Below are 16676 nucleotides of genomic sequence, written 5' to 3'. Positions count from 1 at the left end.
CAGCTAAGCTACCCCTATCACTGATTTAATTAACGATTAGCGCTCTGAAATTGGCGTATAGCTTCGCGCTTCTGGTCCCGTATAATCAGCACTTGGGCGAATAATACGGTTATTAGCACGTTGCTCTTTCACGTGTGCAGTCCAACCAGTTACACGACTCATCACGAAAATTGGCGTAAATAACTTAGTTGGAATACCCATGAAGTGATACGCAGATGCATGGAAGAAATCAGCATTACAGAATAATTTCTTTTCACGCCACATAACTTCTTCACAGCGAACAGAGACAGGATAGAGAACATCATCACCCACTTCGGCAGCCAGTTTTTCAGACCATTTTTTGATGATCACGTTACGTGGATCTGATTCACGGTAAATAGCGTGACCAAAGCCCATAATCTTGTCTTTACGTTCAAGCATACCCATTAGCGCCTCTTCAGCTTGATCTGCACTTGTAAAGCCTTCAATCATATCCATAGCCGCTTCGTTAGCACCACCATGTAATGGACCACGTAAGCTACCAATAGCCCCCGTTACACAAGAGTGAATATCTGACAATGTTGATGCACATACACGCGCAGTAAATGTCGATGCATTGAACTCATGCTCTGCGTATAGAATTAATGAGACATTCATTACTTGCTCAAATAATGCCGATGGCGCTTTATCGTGCAATAAATTTAAGAAATGTGCGCCTACCGAATCATCATCAGTCTCAGTTTCAATCCGAACGCCGTCATGGCTAAAGCGATACCAATAACAAATAATACTTGGGAATACGGCAACTAGGCGGTCAATAGCATCATTCGCCTCAGAGAAATCATGCTCCATTTCTAAATTACCCAGCATAGAACAACCGGTGCGCATTACATCCATTGGATGCGCGTCTTTAGGAATGTTCTCAAGCACTGTTTTTAGTGCATCTGGTAAACCACGTAGTGATTTTAGCTTTGCTTTATATTCTGTAAGCTCAGACTCTGTTGGTAATTCACCGCGCGACAGTAAAAAAGATACTTCTTCAAACTGTGCTTTCTCTGCTAATTCGCTAATATCATAACCACAATATGTTAAACCTGAACCTGATTTACCTACTGTACACAGTGCTGTTTCACCTGCTACTTGACCACGTAAACCTGCGCCGCCTAATGCTTTATCTACCATGAGTGTTCTCCTTATATGTTGTCGTTATGATTTTTTAGCTGAGAAAAGGTTATCTAGTGTGTTTTCATATGAGTGATAGTCTAAAAACTCATATAATTCAGCACGTGTTTGCATGTTGTCTAATTGGCTTTGTTGAGAGCCCTCGCTAAGAATAGACGAATACACATTAAGTGCAGCTTTGTTCATAGCTCTAAATGCACTTAGTGGATAAAGTACAATTTCAACACCCACTTCGCTTAATTGCTCAGCTGTATATAGCGGTGTCTGACCAAACTCAGTGATGTTCGCAAGAATTGGAACATTTAACGCTTTTGCAAATGCTTGGTAGTCGGCTAAATCATGCACAGCTTCTGCAAAGATTGCGTCGGCACCTGCTTCAACACATGCGGCAGCGCGGTCAATGGCTGCATTTAAACCTTCTTTTTGGAATGCATCAGTACGTGCCATGATGTAAAAATCGCTATCTGTTTTCGCATCTACCGCAGCTTTAATACGGTCAACCATTTCATCTTTTGACACGATTTCTTTATTAGGGCGATGACCACAACGTTTTTGTGCAACTTGGTCTTCAATATGGAAACCTGCAGCACCTGCCTTAGTCATTTCTTTCACTGTGCGTGCAATATTAAATGCACCACCCCAGCCTGTATCAGCATCAACTAGAAGTGGTAAGTCGGTAGCGCTGGTAATTCGACGAATATCTTCAAGTACATTATCTAAGCTAGTCATACCTAAATCTGGCATGCCGTATGATGCGTTAGCAACACCTGCACCTGAGAGGTAAAGTGCTTGGTGACCTGTTTTTTCTGCCATCATTGCGCAGTACGCATTGACAGTGCCAACCACTTGTAGTGGCTTATTGTTTGCGATTGCCTGTTTGAACTTTAATCCTGCTGACATTGGATAACTCCTATCTTTGAACGGTTTCAGCTCTTTGGCTGAATCTAATTTTTAAATCTAAATTATGACTGTTTAACGACTGCACTACGTTTTTTTTGCTGCTAGTAAGTCAAACTTAGTCTGAATATTTGCCTGAGACGCACTTATGTGGCGCTTCATAAGCATTTCTGCTAATTCCCCGTCATGGTTTTCAATAGCATTGATAATTGCCAAGTGTTCATCAAATGCTTTTGATACACGTGGCCCAACCATACCCATTTGTACACGGTACATACGAATTAACTGGTACAACTCATTACATAAAAGATGAATTAGGTGCGCGTTTTTAGAGCCTTTAATAATGCGATAATGAAAATCAAGGTCGCCCGCTTCTTGGTAGTATGATTCACCTTCTTTTACACGCTGTGTTTGTAAATGCTGGTTCAATAACTGCTTTAACCCCTGCACTTCTTCAGGTTCCATGTTGTCGGCAGCTAACCGACAAGCCAACCCTTCTAGGGCACTACGTACCTGATATACTTCGATTAAACGCTCAGCAGTCAGTGCTACAACACGACAACCGACATTCGCTTTACGCTCTACCAAATAACAGCTTTCTAAACGATTTAATGCCTCTCTTAAGGTGGCACGACTTACACCATAGCGTTTCGCTAATTCTGGCTCAGAAATTTTGCTACCCTGCTCAATGGTGCCTTGTACAATTTCACGACGCATGTCGACAAACACTTGGTCTGATGCAGTTGTGATCGTGATATCGTTGTAGTTATCGTTGGCTTTTTGCTCTGTCATAAATAAGTCTATCAAAGTACTAAATTAGGATTGTCGACAATTTGTAAGTTCACTATGCGCTCTAACATGAAAAGTGTCAACCTCGAGATCAGCAAAATAGACTAAAAAAACACCAAAATGTCGACATAAAATGATATTTGTCAAAAATAATGGCTATAAACAACATTTATATTGCCAATTTGTCGACACTTCAATATTAACCTGAACAAGCTAAAAATATCCCATGAAAGCGCTATAAATGGTATGATCTACCAATTATTACGTGACGTGAGAGCCATTTAGTGGACGCTAATACTTATATCCCTGACTCATTTATTGATGATGTTAAAAGCTACCTTCCTGAACATTTATCATTAGACGACTTTATTGCAGCCTGTCGACGCCCACTTAGACGATCTGTTCGCGTAAATACATTAAAAATGTCAGTCGCAGAATTTCAGCATCAATGTGCCAATAAAGGATGGGAGTTAACAGCGATCCCATGGTGCGAAGAAGGCTTCTGGCTAACACGTCCAAGTGACGAAGAAGCGGCCCTTGCAATCGGTAATACCGATTTACACTTAAGTGGCGCTATGTATGTGCAAGAAGCCAGCTCAATGCTGCCGCCGGTTGCACTGAGAGCCGAAGTTAAACAAAGCGATGCTGTACTTGATATGGCTTCAGCTCCGGGCTCGAAAACATCACAAATCGCCGCCATGATGAATAATAATGGCGTGTTAGTGGCCAATGAGTTGTCATCGTCACGCTTAAAGGTATTGGCAGCAACACTCAAACGTATGGGCGTAGGTAATTGTGCTTTATCACATTTTGACGGTGTGATATTCGGGGATTACATGTATGAGTGCTTCGACAGTATTTTGCTAGACGCCCCGTGTTCAGGTGAAGGCACGGTTCGTAAAGATGCAGACGCCCTAAAGAATTGGTCAATCGAGTCTAATATTGATATCGCTGCAGTACAAAAAGCCCTTATCAAAAGTGCCTTTTATGCCTTAAAACCTGGCGGCACATTAGTTTATTCGACCTGCACTTTAACACCACTTGAAAACCAACAAGTGTGCGAGTATCTATTAGCAGAATTTCCTGATTGCATCGAAGTACAATCGCTTGATTGCCTTTTTGATGGTGCAGAGAAAGCAACAACCAGCGAAGGTTATTTGCATGTTTGGCCGCAAACTTACGACAGTGAAGGTTTCTTCATCGCTAAATTTAAGAAAATAGCGTCAAGCGATAACCCAAATCAAAAAGTTAAAAAAGGCGCATTTCCGTTTGCTGAGTTTGATAAAAAGCAAAGCCAAGCGTTTATGCAAACAATTAAAAAACAGTTCGGTCTAAAATCACTACCAGGGAATTTAATGCAACGTGATAAAGAGCTTTGGTTATTCCCTGATCGCTTTAATGAACTGCAAGATAAAATTAAATACTCCCGATTAGGGATCCAGCTTGGTGTTATTCACAAAGGCGGAGTTCGCTTAGCTCATGAATTTGCCACTGTATTTGGACAAAAATGCGATAAAAACACCTTTGAGATGACACAAGCACAAGCAAACGATTACTTTAACGGTAAAGATATTCGACTCGAAAAACCAACCCAAGATAATGGTGAAGTGATCTTAATGTTATGTGGATGCCCTGTAGGCCTTGGCAAGTGGCAAAAGAATAAAATTAAAAACTCACTACCTCGTGATTTAGTCCAAAATGCTCAGTTGATAACTTGGGTATAAGTTGCGCATAATGACTGTATAAATAAGGTACTAATTTAGGTAAAAAGCCGTAACAGACTGATTTTAAACTAGTATAAAATTTGTACATTTACCGTGCAATTTCCTGCTGATTAACTACACTTAAAAGTACTTTCTACTTCTCCCTACTGAATTTAGAAGGTGTTTTTTTATAGTTAGCGCAGGCTCGCACGAGCCACCCCCTAAGCCCAGAACAATGCGGATTCGTTCTGGGCGTTTTTTATTCAAAAGTCGCATAGTAAAGCATCACCCTTTTTGATTTCATTGTAAAAACAATGATAAAGGATTGATTATGCTTAAACCCCTGTGCGTCGTACTACCACTTTTAATAAGCAGCCAAACTCTGGCAAAAAGCAATGACTACCTAGGCTTTGACTACCCTAATAAGGCTAAAAATGCCGTCAGTATCACTTTTGATGATGCAAGACATAGCCAAGTCGATACCGGTTTAGCGCTTTTAAACAAGTACCAAGTAAAAGCGACATTTTATGTATCTCCTTTTAACGTAAAAGAACGTGTTGAAAAGTGGCAAATGGCAGTTAAAACAGGTCACGAAATTGCTAATCATACGGCAAGCCATTTGTGTACGGGTAACTTTGAATGGCTTCGTGAACTCGGCGTATCACTTGAACAAGTTACATTAAAAGAAATGGAGCAAGATATCCTTAAAGGACAGGATTACATAAAAGCCACACTTAACGTGACACCAACCGCTTTTGCGTACCCTTGTGGAAATACTTTTGTTGGGCGTGGTGCCAATACAAGAAGCTATGTCCCATTAATAGCCAAGCATTTTAAAACCGGTAGAACTTGGCTTGATGAAACAGCGAATAATCCAAACTTTACTGACTTTTCGCAGTTAACTAGTTTACCCATTGATGGGCAAACATTCGCTGAGATCAAAAAAACCATAGAGCAACACCGAAGCAACAATAGCTGGATCATTCTTGCAGGCCACAATATAGGTAAGCGAGATCAGTACACCACCGACAGTAAAGTACTAGAGCAGCTTATTGTTTATCTACAAGACCCTAAAAATGGTTTTTGGTTAGATACGGTAAGTAATGTTGCCGACTATGTTGAGGCGAACCGCAAAGCATTCGATTAATTATCGTTTAAATCGAATTCAGTAATTTGGTTGTCAGCGTGGATCAGTTCATATTTAGCGAGTAAACCATCGTTGAGCTCAATTAAGCTGATAGCCGCATTACTGACCAAATACTTTTGCCCTTCTCCTATGGTTTGATGTTTATCAACTTCCATCTGCCAACGTTTAGTAAAAAAGTTAAGTGGGCTTTTCGGGGCATACAAAATTGAGTCTAGCTTATCGAGGATATTAATAAGCTTACGAGGAAATTCATTTTTAATGCCACTGGCAGTCAACTGCCAAATACGGTTTTTATGTTTACCAAAGCGTTTTTGCACTGAAAAGCAAAATGAGTAATGTACATCACCAGAGAGGATCAGGGTTTCCTTTGGTGTATCTTCACGGCGAAATGTATCGAGCAATTTTTTTGCCGATCCTTCGTGAGCCATCCAGTTTTCAACATCAACCAACAATGGCTGTCCGCAAAAATTAAAAATCGCTTGGATTGCTTCAATCGATTTAACACCGAATACCGGAGCTGGAGATACGATAATCACTTTATCGTGAGACAATAAGCTTTCTTCTAATTCAGTGAGCCTTTCCCAATCAAGTAAACCTGATGGCTCATTGAAATTTTGTTCATTACGCCATCGGTGCGTTCGGGTATCGAGTACTACAACTTTAGGAATGGTATTAAGCTCGTAATGCCAATGGTTAAAATTGAGTATTAGCTTATCAAAGTCTTTAAAATTCCAGCTCTGTTGCTGCAGGCTTTGTTTAAAACTGGGTAATAATGACAGCGAGTTATCACCTGCGTCATTACCAATCCCCTGCATTAACCAATAACTAATTAGGCCATTATTTACAATGCGACGGCTAGATGGGTGCTGATAAATAGCTTGCTCCCAACCCGCGGTTAAGTTCCAATCATCGGTGACATCATGATCGTCAAACATCATTAATGTCGACACATTGGCGAATAACCTTTCAACGCTTTGAAGACCCTTTGCAAAGCCAACCAGTGCGTCCTTTTCGAGTTTAAAAAGATTTGCGTATTTAGGGGCTAATGCTGGGCATTCAATTGATTCAAAATCAATTAGCTGCCAAGTAACAGCGCTGAAGTTTAATAAATAAAGCGCTATAAATTCTTGAAAATGAATTAAGTGGTTTTCAGCTTTTAAGCTTGAGAAGTGTGGCTCATCTTTTTTAAGCCAATAACCAACACCAAATTTACTCCGTTTCTGCCAAGGTACTTTGGGTAAGTGTAAATGGCGCTGGTAAAGTTGCTGCTCAAATCCTGCTGGTAAATCTAAATCAAGCGCTGGCTCTTGAAACACACCAAATAGGCTAATTACTTTTTCGATCGCGAGCAGCATTGGCCCGGCTACATCATCCGCATATATTTGGTCGCCAGATAACAATAATAGGTCAGCACCTGCATTAAGTGACTGGCGCTGATCATTTTGCCAATTATCTGCAGCAACAAGGCTGTCTTTTGCAGGGTGATGAGGGTTACGACACGAGCCATGCAGAATTCTATCGAGTCTATTTGGGATCACAAATGCAGGAGACTCTGCTCGTTCATAGCAGTAAGACGACAAATCAAGGCTTTTATCTTCATCATGTAACGAATAGTAGATCAGTGAATCAACTGCAAACTGGCCGCTGGCGGGCATTACATTGATAAAATTTAAGTGAAGATGGAGCCCTAATTGGATTGACTCTAAATTCGAGAATGTCTCAACACCGCTAAACTCTATTCGGTATTGGCAAGGCCTAGATGTAACAAATTGAAAGCACACTCGCCCTGCATCTGCTCGGCGTACCATTGGCCCCATTACTAACTGAGGTAAATTCGATACGCCGTACACTATTACGCCCTTTTAGCTTGATTGAACAACGAGTAAAAGTTGTTGGTTGTTGCTTCAGCTAATTCGTTAAAAGTAAGCCCTTTTAACTCGGCAATGTAGTAAGCGACATCTTCAACATAGGCTGGTTGATTTGTTTTACCACGATATGGCACAGGTGCTAAATACGGTGAGTCTGTTTCGATTAGTAAGCGATCTAGCGGAATTTGCTTTACAACGTCTTTTAACTCTACGGCATTTTTAAATGTAACAATGCCCGAAATCGAAATATAAAAGCCCATATCAATGGCTTTTTTGGCCATTTCCCAGTTTTCTGTAAAGCAATGCAATACACCACCACAGTTTTCCGCATTGTGAGCGCGCATTAAATTGATGGTGTCTTCTCTGGCATCACGAGTATGGATAATTAGTGGCTTATTAAGCTCATTAGCAACGTCAATATGACCAACAAAACTTTCTTGCTGAACAATATGTGTGTCTTTTGAGTAATAGTAATCAAGCCCAGTTTCACCAATTGCTACTACTTTGTCGTGACTAGCTAGGTCGATGAGCTTTTGTTTATCCAGTGCGTCTTTTTGATCAAGTGGATGAACACCACATGATGCAGAAACATCTGGATAGTTTTGTATTTTATCCAGCATACTTGGGAATTGATCTAAGGTCACACTGACACACAAGAAGTGTTCAACTTTCTTTGCGCGGGCGTTATCAAGTACTTGGTCTAAGTTTAGGTCGAGTTTATCGAAATCTAGGCGATCTAAATGGCAATGAGAATCTACAATCATGGTACTACTTTTATTACATGGTATAGGTCGGATTGCCTGAGTTTAACATAGTACCGAGTAGTTTTTCGATTTTAGCATTCAAATTGGTTTTATCATCGATAAAGTTAACACCGATACCTGGTGGGTTTGAGCTTTGTGCACCTTGTGGTGTTATCCAAGCAACTTTCCCCGTTACTACATCATCTTCTAGTGCATCTGGTAAGGTGACTTTTAGAGCTAATGAATGGCCCATTTCAAAACGCATATTAGTGCGAACAAATAAACCACCATTTTTTAAATAAGGCATGTAACAGCGATATAATTCTTCTAAGTCTTCAATATCTACTAATAATTCTTGCACGATACTTCCTAATTTTGGCTTTCCCGTAAAGTAAACGCTAGTTGCGAAATGGCTAGTTCCATATTCAAGCCAAGCACATGTGAGCTATTATAAAGAAACTCTGAGATTGCAGATTGTGCTTTCTGATAATTGAAAAAGTCCATTCCTAACACCAATTGCGTCTTGAGATGCTCTGTTAAAAACAACGCAAATACATTAACCAAGCTATGGTCTTTATTAAGGATGTCGACTAACGCACTGAAATTATGGCTGTCTTTTATCTCAGTTGCAAATTTAAAAAGTGAATCGATTGCCTCAAGTTGATTATCATTTTGCCACTGCTCAACAAGCAGTGGTTGCCTAGCGAATAATTCTAACCATGAATAATTAGGGATATTTAAAAGAGCTAACCATTGTGTTGTATATTCTGGGTTAACTTTTATTTCATGAACTGCACAGCGACTTAAAATAGTTGCTGGTAATAATGCCGTTTGCTCACACGTTAATAATAAATAGCGGCGTAGACTAGGCTCTTCAAGAGTTTTTAATAAGGCGTTAGCCGCTGCAGTGGTCATTTTGTGACATTGTTCAAGTACCACAACTTTATTACCGTTTTGAGCGGCTGAATGATTGATAAAGTCACTTATTAAACGAATTTCATCAACCCCTATCGTCTGCCCTTCTACTTTAACAACACGTTTATCTGGATGGGTACCCGCTTGATTCAGTTGACAACTTTTGCAATTACCACAGGCTTTTAAGTTTACAGGTGACGCACATAGTAAGCCATCGGCAAGCGAATCGACTAAACGTTGTTTGCCTACACCTTTATCACCATTAAATAATTGTGCATGATGAAAGCGTTGCTGTGCAAAGCTTTGCGCTAGCTGCTTATAAAGGCCTTCAAGCCATGGCAAATGCATATTAGCTTAAACCTGCAAAAAAGTTATCAAGCACCTTTGTAATTGCCGCATGCACTTCAGGCATTGTTTGGTTTGCATCCACTGTTTTGATACTGCTATCAGTTTTAGCTATTTCAAGGTAGCGTGCGCGAGTGCGCTCAAAAAAGCCTAATGCTTCTTGTTCGATACGATCAAGTTCACCACGGCCTTTTGCACGAGCAAGCCCAACTGCAGGGTCAATGTCTAAATAAATGGTTAAATCAGGCTTTAAACCATTTAGCACCATATCAGCTAAAAAAGAGAGTTTAGTTTGTTCAATACCACGACCACCCCCTTGATATGCTTGTGATGAAAGATCATGGCGATCACCTAACACCCAAGTGCCCTTTTCAAGTGCCGGATTAATAACATTAGCAACTAATTGCGAGCGTGCTGCATACATGATTAACAGCTCTGTTTCGCCTGTAACCGTTTCTTGGTGAGCCTGTTTTACGATATTACGCAGCTCTTCAGCCATAGCTGTACCGCCAGGCTCACGCACATTAATAAAATCGACTTGCTTGTTTTCTAAATAAGCTTGGCATACGGCAATGGCCGTTGATTTTCCGGCCCCTTCAAGGCCTTCAATCACAATAAATTTTGCTGTCATATGACTCAATTCTGGTTGTTAGTTTAATTGGTACTGCTTTACCGCACGATTATGTTCTTGCAATGTTTTCGAAAATTGATGGCTGCCATCCCCTTTCGCAACAAAATATATAAATTCAGACTGTGGTGGATTAACCGCTGCAAGCAACGCCGCTTTCGAAGGCATAGCAATCGGTGTTGGCGGCAAGCCTTTTATTTTATAAGTGTTATACGGTGTATACGTCGTTAAATCTTTGCGTTTGATATCGCCATCAAAATCAGCACCAATGCCATAGATAACAGTGGGATCTGTTTGTAAGCGCATATTTGTTTTTAAACGATTGGTAAAAACTGCAGAAATTAATGGCCGTTCACTGGCTAAACCGGTTTCTTTTTCAATTATAGAAGCAAGTATTAGAGCTTCATAAGGTGAGCTTAACACTAAATCTGATGCTCTATTTTGCCACGCAGATTCTAGTTCCTGCTGCATTTTACTATAAGCACGTTTTAATAAGCCGCTGGCACTATCTCCACTGTGGTAGTGATAGGTATCAGGGAACAACCAGCCTTCTAAATTTTTTTGCGTGTTACTTATCTGCGTCGCTAAATTTTTTGTATCTAAGTCATGTGTTAAATGCACTTGCTTTTGGATATTGGCAATGACGTCACGAAGAGGCTGTCCTTCAATAATTGTGAAGCTAAAGCTTACTTGTGCACCTTGATTAATGCGGCGGATATTATCAATCACAGCGCTTGTATCAAGTTCATAAAGACCCGCTTTTAGATCAGTAAGCGTAGGATCTAATTTAGCGAGCACCTGAAATTTAAAGCAGCTATCAACCCACTGTTTTGCTTGCCATGCTTGGCAAAGTTGATTGAACCCAGTACCACGTTCTACTTTAAATAAAGTACTGTTTTCAACCTTTAACGGCATTTTCATTGCTGATTGAAGCTGTTGATAGCCAATACCACAGCATAGCAATGCTAATAACAGCACGCTAACAATGACTTTTATCACACATTCTCCTTGGCAAACTGCGCCGTTAATAGCGCTTTACTGCGTTCAATATCAAATTCTGTATCAGTAATCCGTGCAACGGGAACCACGCCCATTAAACTATTACACATAAATACGGCATCCATAGCTAAAAGCTCATCTAGTTGGATTGCTTTAAATTCAATGGCTAACTTATCACATAAAGCGCTGAGATAAACCCCAGTGATACCGCAGCGGTTTAACTTAGGTGACATAACTTGACCGTCTTTAATGGCAAAAATATTTGCAGCCGAGCACTCAATCACATTGTTATCATAATCAAGTACAACAACGTCATCACACTCAAGGGGGTTCATTTGTCTTTTGATAAGTACTTGCTCTAAACGGTTCAATGTTTTTAAGCCTGCAAGTAAAGGTTGATGTGCAAGTTTAACGTTGCTAACTGCTAGGCTTACGCCCTGCTGCTGCCAACTTTTATAGTGTGAAACTGCAGGCATTACACTGATCAGCACTTGGATACTTGGTGTATCTGGTAAGCCATAACCACGCCCACCTGCACCTCGGGTGATAACTACTTTTAAAATACCCGCTTGCGTTTCACTGATTACGTGGTTAACCCTACGCTCGATTGCAGGTAAATCTAACTCGGGGAAAAATAGCCTTTGCGCGCATTCTTCTAATCGTGCTTTGTGTAAGTCCCAGTGCTCAACGACAGAATTCACCACAGAGGCTGTGGTAAAAAAGCCGTCACCATAATTTAAGCCACGATCTTGCGTGCTTATACTGGTATCTGGTGTGGTTATTTTTATTGTTTGTTTTAATTTATTCATACAAAAAAGCCCAGTTAAACAACTGGGCTCTTCTTTTTAGTCCGTTGTTAAAAAGAATTATACCTTTTTAAACAGCAACGAGCCATTAGTACCACCAAAACCAAATGAATTACATAGAGCGTAATCCAATTTAGCGTCACGTGCAGTGTGCGGTACATAGTCTAAATCACAGCCTTCATCTGGGTTATCAAGGTTGATTGTAGGGCTTACTTTCTGATCAACAAGTGACAAGATAGTAATGATCGACTCTACAGAGCCTGCAGCACCTAACAAGTGACCCATCATTGATTTCGATGAACTTACCATCACATCTTTCGCCGCATCACCAAAAATAGTTTTAACGGCCGATGTTTCTGCCTTATCGCCTGCATTAGTCGATGTTCCGTGAGCATTAATGTAGCCAACTTGGTCTGCATTAACTTGTGCATCGTTTAGGGCATTTTCCATCGCCAGTGCTGCGCCTGCACCGTCTTCAGGTGGAGATGTCATGTGATATGCATCACCACTCATACCAAAACCAACGAGCTCAGCGTAGATTTTCGCGCCACGTGCTTTAGCATGCTCATATTCTTCCAGTACGATAACACCTGCACCATCAGCAAGAACAAAACCGTCACGGTCTTTATCCCAAGGGCGTGATGCTGCTTGTGGATCATCGTTACGGGTTGATAATGCACGTGCTGCATTAAAGCCACCCATACCAATTGGTGTCGATGCTTTTTCAGCACCACCGGCTACCATTGCATCTGCATCGCCGTATGCAATCATACGCGCAGCATGACCAATGTTATGTAGACCTGTAGTACAGGCTGTAACGATTGAAATATTTGGACCACGTAAGCCGTGCATAATCGATAAATGACCAGAGATCATATTGATAATGGTCGAAGGCACATAGAACGGAGAAAGCTTACGCGGACCGCTATTTAATAGTTTAATGTGGTTTTCTTCAATTAAAGTTAAACCACCGATGCCAGAACCCACTGCTACACCAACACGGGTGGCGTTTTCTTCAGTGATCTCTAGACCAGAATCTTGTAGTGCTTGTACACCCGCTGCAATGCCATATTGGATAAACAAATCCATTTTCTTTGCATCTTTCGGTGACATGTATGCTGATGCATCAAAGTCATTCAGCAAACCTGCGAATTTGGTGCCGAAACTTGAGGTATCGAAATGCGTGATAGTTTGAATACCACTTTTACCGTTTAACAAACCTTGCCAAGTAGATTCAACATCATTACCTAGCGGTGTCAACATTCCTAAGCCAGTTACGACGACTCGACGTTTAGCCACGGGTTGCCTCCAATAAGGAAATTATTTTAGGTGGGGTGTATACCAAATTTATTAGTATCATTCTTCAGATAGACTAAGGGCAGCTTAATGCTGCCCTTAAAATCAAAATGCGTAAAATTACTCAGCGTGAGCTGTAACGTAATCGATTGCAGCTTGAACTGTAGTGATCTTTTCAGCTTCTTCGTCTGGGATCTCAGTGTCGAATTCTTCTTCAAGAGCCATTACTAGTTCTACTGTGTCAAGTGAATCAGCACCTAGGTCATCAACGAAAGAAGCTTCATGTTTTACTTCTTCTTCTTTAACACCTAGTTGCTCAATGATAATTTTCTTTACGCGTTCTTGGATGTCGCTCATTCTTCTTTCCTTTATTAAAAACGCCAATGCGTTATTTTCAGATTGCGGCGTAGTTTACGCCGCATAATTCTGTGATTCAAGGATTTGCTGATAATTACTTATCTGGTCAAACCTCTCGAATAGTATTTGTTCATTTATCGCTTATTTTCATAGCGAATTCAAGTATGTTTAAAGCAAGATCACAAAAAATTCAACAATTTTCGATAATCTTTCGTTAGCAAATTTCTGCCAACTTTCATTAGACCATGTACATCGCGCCATTTACGTGCAATGTTTCGCCTGAAACATACGCAGCAGCGTCAGATGCTAAATAACATACCGCAGCAGCAATTTCATCAGGTTGACCTAAACGTCCTGCTGGTACATTTGCAAGCGTAGCCGCTTTTTGGTCTTCAGTCAGCTCATCTGTCATATCTGTTTGGATAAAACCAGGTGCAACAACGTTTACAGTGATGCCACGTGATGCAACTTCGCGTGCTAATGACTTAGTAAAACCAATTACACCCGCTTTCGCTGCAGCATAGTTAGCTTGCCCCGCATTACCCATAGTGCCCACTACAGAACCGATATTAATGATACGGCCATTTTTCTTTTTCATCATAGGGCGTAAAACAGCCTTAGATAAACGGAAAATTGAGCTTAGGTTAGTGTCGATGATGTCATCCCACTCACCGTCTTTCATACGCATTAATAAGTTATCGCGAGTGATACCTGCATTGTTAACTAATACATCGATATCACCTAAATCAGCCTTGATCGCAGCAAGTGTCGCCTCAATCGATTCAGGATCTGTAACGTTAAGAGCATAACCTTTACCGTTGTCACCTAGGTATTCACTGATTTTAGCAGCACCTGATTCACTTGTTGCTGTACCCGCTACTTTTGCACCTTGTGCAACTAGCGTGTTTGCAATCGCTTTACCAATACCACGGCTTGCACCAGTGATTAGGACAACCTTGCCCTCAAGAGAAAATAAATTTGTCATTCTATTCCTACTTATTTCGCTTCATCAATAGCAGCTTGCGTATTAACCGCAGCACATACCATTGCTTTATCAATTCGTTTTGCAAGACCCGTTAGTACTTTACCAGGGCCAAACTCATAGCTTTGTGTGATACCTTGCGCAACTAATGCTTGTACTGTTTCAGTCCAGCGAACTGGGCTGTATAGTTGACGTACTAATGCATCTTTAATTGCTTCACTTGATTGCTCTGCTTTTACATCAACGTTGTTGATTACATCACACTTAGGTGTATTAAATGTTAAAGCAGCTAAATCAGCAGCTAATTTCTCAGCAGCTGGTTTCATTAGTTCACAGTGAGAAGGTACGCTTACTGCAAGTGGTAAAGCACGTTTAGCACCTGCTTCTTTACATGCTTCTGATGCACGCTCAACTGCCGCTTTATGGCCGGCAATAACAACCTGGCCTGGTGAGTTGTAGTTTACTGGTGAAACAACTTCGCCATTTGCTGATGCTTCACACGCTGCTTTAATTTCGTCGTCACCTAAGCCGATGATTGCAGCCATAGAACCAACACCCGCAGGTACTGCTTCTTGCATGTATAAACCACGATTTTCAACTAGTTTAACGGCTTCGCTTAAGCTTACAACGCCAGCACAAACTAATGCTGAATACTCACCTAAACTGTGACCGGCCATCACAACATCGGCTTCAGGGTTTGCGTCTAACCATTGACGGTAAATAGCTACACTAGCAGTTAAAAGTGCTGGTTGTGTACGATGGGTTTGATTTAATTCTTCTTCTGGACCATTTAGTACAAGTGCAGCTAGATCATAGCCAAGAGCTTCAGATGCTTCAGCGAATGTTGCTTTAGCAATCTGTGAATCAGCTAATAGTTCAGATAACATGCCCACAGTTTGTGAGCCTTGACCTGGAAATACGAGTGCAATTTTATGTGCCATACTTTGCTCTTATAATTAAACAAAAAAATATTCTGTAGCAGGCAGCATAACAAGTTTTAGATATGCTGCACTACTTTGTTGTTGGATGTGTTTGCTCAAAAATCGCAGCGATTTTTTCAGGGAGTTGGCGTTCGACTTCCCGCGCGGCTTCATCAATAGCTGCATGAAACGCCTTCGGTGAGGCATTGCCATGGCTTTTAACAACAATACCGCGCAATCCTACCAGACTTGCGCCGTTATACTGGTCGGGGTTCACCCGCTTGTAGAGTTTTTTTATCACCGGACGTAATAAAAACGCTAAACTTTTGTATAAGAAATGTTTGTGTAAGGCTTTGGTGAGTTTGTGCATGATCAGCTTGGCAATACCTTCACAGGTTTTTAATGCCACATTACCTACAAATCCTTCGCACACAATAACATCGGCTTTTCCGCTGAAAATATCACTACCTTCACTGTAACCAGTGTAGTTGAGATATTCACACTGCTGCATTAACTGTGCAGCTTGTTTTATTCCTTCATGCCCTTTGATGTCTTCAGAGCCAATATTCAATAAACTAACTCTTGGGTTATCACAGCCAAGAGCCTGCCCTGCTACCACAGAACCCATAATGCCAAATTGATAAAGAGTTTGTGCATCACAATGCACATTAGCACCTAAATCAAGTAAATAGACTGGGTTTTTACGTTCGGTTGGAACGGCAGAGATTAATGCAGGACGTTTTACGCCTGGAAGCATCTTTAATACGTAATGCGCCATAAAAAATAACGCGCCTGTATTTCCAGAACTTACACACGCTTGCGCTTCACCCGACTTGACTAAATCGAGGGCAACTCGCATTGATGAATCTTTTTTAGAACGAACCGCTGAAGCAGGTTCACACGCATTTGTCACGACTTCGCTACAATGACGAATAATTAAACGAGGGTGCGAAACAGAATCGAGTGCTTCGAGTTCTTTTAGAATAACTTGCTGATTACCACATAAGATGAGTCTTAAGTTGGTATTAGCATTTACCGCTTGCACGGCAGCGGGGATAGATGAACGGGGGCCGTAATCGCCCCCCATCATATCTAACGCTATGGTTAGATTGGTCAGCAT

The 16676-nt window shown here is 41.0% G+C and carries 17 protein-coding genes; 2 read left to right on the top strand and 15 right to left on the bottom strand.

Translation table 11 applies throughout. The features are described from left to right. Positions 1-36: 36 nt before the first annotated feature. From prpC to HYD28_09995, 3 genes are all read right to left on the bottom strand, one after another. Positions 37-1161, bottom strand: coding sequence for a 2-methylcitrate synthase (gene prpC, locus HYD28_10005; protein ID QLE09256.1), 1125 nt, complete (start codon positions 1159-1161; stop codon positions 37-39). A gap of 24 nt (positions 1162-1185) precedes the next feature. Then, a complete protein-coding gene (gene prpB / locus HYD28_10000; GenBank protein QLE09255.1) occupies positions 1186-2061 on the bottom strand; it encodes a methylisocitrate lyase in 876 nt (291 codons plus the stop codon). Between the two features lie 84 nt (positions 2062-2145). Next, a complete protein-coding gene (locus HYD28_09995; GenBank protein QLE09254.1) occupies positions 2146-2850 on the bottom strand; it encodes a GntR family transcriptional regulator in 705 nt (234 codons plus the stop codon). 281 nt (positions 2851-3131) lie between these two features. Between HYD28_09995 and rsmF the strand changes: the two genes are divergently transcribed. Together rsmF and HYD28_09985 are read left to right on the top strand one after the other, a co-directional pair. Then, positions 3132-4571 (top strand): 16S rRNA (cytosine(1407)-C(5))-methyltransferase RsmF, encoded by a 1440-nt coding sequence (gene rsmF / locus HYD28_09990; protein QLE09253.1) that lies wholly within the window; start codon positions 3132-3134, stop codon positions 4569-4571. 310 nt (positions 4572-4881) lie between these two features. Beyond that, complete coding sequence (locus HYD28_09985; GenBank protein ID QLE09252.1) at positions 4882-5697, top strand: polysaccharide deacetylase family protein; 816 nt, start codon at positions 4882-4884, stop codon at positions 5695-5697. Here the strand turns inward: HYD28_09985 and HYD28_09980 are convergent. The 12 genes from HYD28_09980 to plsX form a co-directional block, all read right to left on the bottom strand. After that, a complete protein-coding gene (locus tag HYD28_09980) occupies positions 5694-7514 on the bottom strand; it encodes a metallophosphatase (protein QLE10529.1) in 1821 nt (606 codons plus the stop codon). The two genes, HYD28_09985 and HYD28_09980, sit on opposite strands and share 4 nt — an antisense overlap. Positions 7515-7549: 35 nt before the next feature. After that, on the bottom strand, positions 7550-8329 hold the full coding sequence (locus HYD28_09975; protein QLE09251.1) for a YchF/TatD family DNA exonuclease: 780 nt from the start codon (positions 8327-8329) through the stop codon (positions 7550-7552). Between the two features lie 13 nt (positions 8330-8342). Then, complete coding sequence (locus tag HYD28_09970) at positions 8343-8669, bottom strand: PilZ domain-containing protein (protein ID QLE09250.1); 327 nt, start codon at positions 8667-8669, stop codon at positions 8343-8345. 8 nt (positions 8670-8677) lie between these two features. Beyond that, entirely contained in the window at positions 8678-9571 is an 894-nt protein-coding gene (locus HYD28_09965) for a DNA polymerase III subunit (GenBank protein QLE09249.1), read from the bottom strand. A gap of 1 nt (position 9572) precedes the next feature. Beyond that, the gene (locus HYD28_09960; protein ID QLE09248.1) at positions 9573-10199 is read right to left on the bottom strand and encodes a dTMP kinase; all 627 of its coding nucleotides are present in this window, start codon (positions 10197-10199) and stop codon (positions 9573-9575) included. An 18-nt stretch (positions 10200-10217) separates the two neighbouring features. Next, complete coding sequence (mltG, locus tag HYD28_09955) at positions 10218-11195, bottom strand: endolytic transglycosylase MltG (GenBank protein ID QLE09247.1); 978 nt, start codon at positions 11193-11195, stop codon at positions 10218-10220. Continuing rightward, a complete protein-coding gene (gene pabC, locus HYD28_09950; GenBank protein ID QLE09246.1) occupies positions 11192-12004 on the bottom strand; it encodes an aminodeoxychorismate lyase in 813 nt (270 codons plus the stop codon). Before pabC ends, mltG begins: the two co-directional genes overlap by 4 nt. Positions 12005-12061: 57 nt before the next feature. Beyond that, positions 12062-13300: a beta-ketoacyl-ACP synthase II gene (gene fabF / locus HYD28_09945; GenBank protein ID QLE09245.1), complete on the bottom strand. Its 1239-nt coding sequence runs from the start codon at positions 13298-13300 to the stop codon at positions 12062-12064. A gap of 117 nt (positions 13301-13417) precedes the next feature. Then, positions 13418-13654, bottom strand: coding sequence for an acyl carrier protein (acpP, locus tag HYD28_09940; protein QLE09244.1), 237 nt, complete (start codon positions 13652-13654; stop codon positions 13418-13420). 238 nt (positions 13655-13892) lie between these two features. Continuing rightward, complete coding sequence (fabG, locus tag HYD28_09935; protein QLE09243.1) at positions 13893-14639, bottom strand: 3-oxoacyl-ACP reductase FabG; 747 nt, start codon at positions 14637-14639, stop codon at positions 13893-13895. 11 nt (positions 14640-14650) lie between these two features. Beyond that, entirely contained in the window at positions 14651-15577 is a 927-nt protein-coding gene (fabD, locus tag HYD28_09930) for an ACP S-malonyltransferase (protein ID QLE09242.1), read from the bottom strand. A 70-nt stretch (positions 15578-15647) separates the two neighbouring features. Beyond that, positions 15648-16676 (bottom strand): phosphate acyltransferase PlsX, encoded by a 1029-nt coding sequence (plsX, locus tag HYD28_09925; GenBank protein ID QLE09241.1) that lies wholly within the window; start codon positions 16674-16676, stop codon positions 15648-15650.

Origin of the sequence: Pseudoalteromonas shioyasakiensis (assembly GCA_013391845.1) — a bacterium.
In the GTDB taxonomy this organism is placed as follows: domain Bacteria; phylum Pseudomonadota; class Gammaproteobacteria; order Enterobacterales; family Alteromonadaceae; genus Pseudoalteromonas; species Pseudoalteromonas apostichopi.
This window is presented reverse-complemented; position numbering and strand designations above follow the sequence as displayed.

Excerpts from the sequence above, each read along its gene's own strand:
- fabG (QLE09243.1), bottom strand. The coding sequence starts at position 14,639 with ATGACAAATTTATTTTCTCTTGAGGGCAAGGTTGTCCTAATCACTGGT.
- acpP (QLE09244.1), bottom strand. The coding sequence starts at position 13,654 with ATGAGCGACATCCAAGAACGCGTAAAGAAAATTATCATTGAGCAACTA.
- prpC (QLE09256.1), bottom strand. The coding sequence starts at position 1,161 with ATGGTAGATAAAGCATTAGGCGGCGCAGGTTTACGTGGTCAAGTAGCA.
- pabC (QLE09246.1), bottom strand. The coding sequence starts at position 12,004 with ATGAATAAATTAAAACAAACAATAAAAATAACCACACCAGATACCAGT.
- plsX (QLE09241.1), bottom strand. The coding sequence starts at position 16,676 with ATGCTGACCAATCTAACCATAGCGTTAGATATGATGGGGGGCGATTAC.
- HYD28_09985 (QLE09252.1), top strand. The coding sequence starts at position 4,882 with ATGCTTAAACCCCTGTGCGTCGTACTACCACTTTTAATAAGCAGCCAA.
- HYD28_09965 (QLE09249.1), bottom strand. The coding sequence starts at position 9,571 with ATGCATTTGCCATGGCTTGAAGGCCTTTATAAGCAGCTAGCGCAAAGC.
- prpB (QLE09255.1), bottom strand. The coding sequence starts at position 2,061 with ATGTCAGCAGGATTAAAGTTCAAACAGGCAATCGCAAACAATAAGCCA.
- fabD (QLE09242.1), bottom strand. The coding sequence starts at position 15,577 with ATGGCACATAAAATTGCACTCGTATTTCCAGGTCAAGGCTCACAAACT.
- HYD28_09975 (QLE09251.1), bottom strand. The coding sequence starts at position 8,329 with ATGATTGTAGATTCTCATTGCCATTTAGATCGCCTAGATTTCGATAAA.
- HYD28_09995 (QLE09254.1), bottom strand. The coding sequence starts at position 2,850 with ATGACAGAGCAAAAAGCCAACGATAACTACAACGATATCACGATCACA.
- HYD28_09960 (QLE09248.1), bottom strand. The coding sequence starts at position 10,199 with ATGACAGCAAAATTTATTGTGATTGAAGGCCTTGAAGGGGCCGGAAAA.
- HYD28_09980 (QLE10529.1), bottom strand. The coding sequence starts at position 7,514 with ATGGGGCCAATGGTACGCCGAGCAGATGCAGGGCGAGTGTGCTTTCAA.